At 37.3% G+C, this 1726-nt stretch carries 1 protein-coding gene; it reads right to left on the bottom strand.

Annotation, left to right across the window (positions count from 1 at the left end):
- Window positions 1–1689 (bottom strand): hypothetical protein (locus HRT72_08835; protein ID NQY67811.1); only part of this gene is annotated, 1689 nt, incomplete at its 3' end.
- Window positions 1690–1726: the final 37 nt, after the last annotated feature.

The following is a 1726-nucleotide window of genomic DNA, read 5'->3' as shown; positions in this document are numbered from 1 at the left end:
TGCCAGAATATCTTCGCGATAATTAGAACCTAGTACAAAAACATATTGATCCAATGGCCAAACTGGCTTCGAAATCCCATAGTAGGAGAGGAGCTCATATGTAACAGGCGTGGAGCTGTATTCCGACGCATTCCCATTAATAAACTCTAGATCTCCAGTTTTATTCTTCTCAAACCATTCTGAATATTTGTATTCGTCTAGCGTTAGATCTTCTTTGGGTTTAAAATAGTTTTTTAAACCCACTTTGAAAATGTGTTTGAGCTTGGTTTTGAATTCGTATCGAAATGGTCTAATATCGCAACTCATAGGACTCTTTATGTAATCTTCATTCGACTGATCCGCGATATACCTGTTCACCGACTTAGGTACGATCGATTTCATTGCTAATTCATAATCCATGACAGAAGGGAGGCTTACTGACACACTGTACCCACGCTTTTCAAATTTCTTTTTTAGCATTCTTTCCTTCCATAGACAATACGCCTCCAGTTGATTAGGACTAACATTGAGCACTGGGTAATCATTAAAAAACGGGTGCCAATTGTAACATTTTTTTTCAAAGTCATTTAAGCAGCTGTTTGATTCGATCAATCCGGTTGTGTCTGGGTAAATTTCGATCATTTTACCCTGTCGGTTTGGATATTGAATGACATCCACCATCAAATCATTCTTATAAACTAGAGCTTCGCTACCCGAATGGTAATAGAGTGGCTCTAAGGCTAGGTACCAACTTTCATTCATTCTAAAGGCTAAATTCGATTCAAATGGTCGCTTTAAACCATAGACTTCATAATTCTCTTGCATCATTTTAGGGTCAAGGGAATCGCGTTCTTTTTGAGAGCAATTAAGCAAAGACATTTCCAAGCTATCATTATTGACGTTCCAGTACGCATAGTGTAAAATCGCGGAATCACCAACATAACGAGTAAACTCGCGATAATCAGAATTGCTAACTTCAGTTTTAGAAAAGTAATACGGTCGTAAAAATTCGTTAACAGAACCTTGAAGCTTTTCACTTCTAAATATTTGATGCGCGCGTTCCGTTGAATCCAATAGGTGCGGAAACACTTTGAAATAATCAACTTTCTTGAAATATTTTGGACCCGGAATAGGCAGAGTGTCAAGATTATCAATTCTCTTAACTGGTGTCCTTACTAAGTCGAGCAAGAGTTTTCTTCGTTGCACATTGATAATAGAGTCCTTGGTTTTTTGTTTTTCAATTTCAGCAAAATTGTATCTGGCGGCTAAACGCTTTTTATTATGATCAGAAATATCTTGGAATTTCAAACCTCTTTTAAGTCTTAATTCATCAATCGATAATTCTCTATCACTTGACCCTTCATACACCGCTATTAAGTCGTTATACACGAATTCAGTAATTTCCATGTAATAATTGAGCGGATATTTATACGACTCGAGTTTAGACATACTACTATGAGAGGCAACTGTGAAAAGGCTATCCTCATAGACTAGGCTCTCAGGATTAACGCGAACCATGCCCGGAATTCTACTTTTATAAGAAGTGTTCGGAGACAATTTGTAGTGACCGTTCGCAGCATAAATAATTCCTTCGTTATTGGATTGACTCATCTGTGGAATAAATTCTATGTAGGCGGAATCGACTTGTGCGGAACCAGTATGATTTAATGATGAAACGAGAAATAGTAGCAGGAGAGTTGAAAGTTTCATGACTTCAATATAAGTAAACTGCCGAAAATGAAAAGGT

Source organism: Flavobacteriales bacterium, from assembly GCA_013214975.1.
GTDB lineage: Bacteria > Bacteroidota > Bacteroidia > DT-38 > DT-38 > DT-38.
This window is presented reverse-complemented; position numbering and strand designations above follow the sequence as displayed.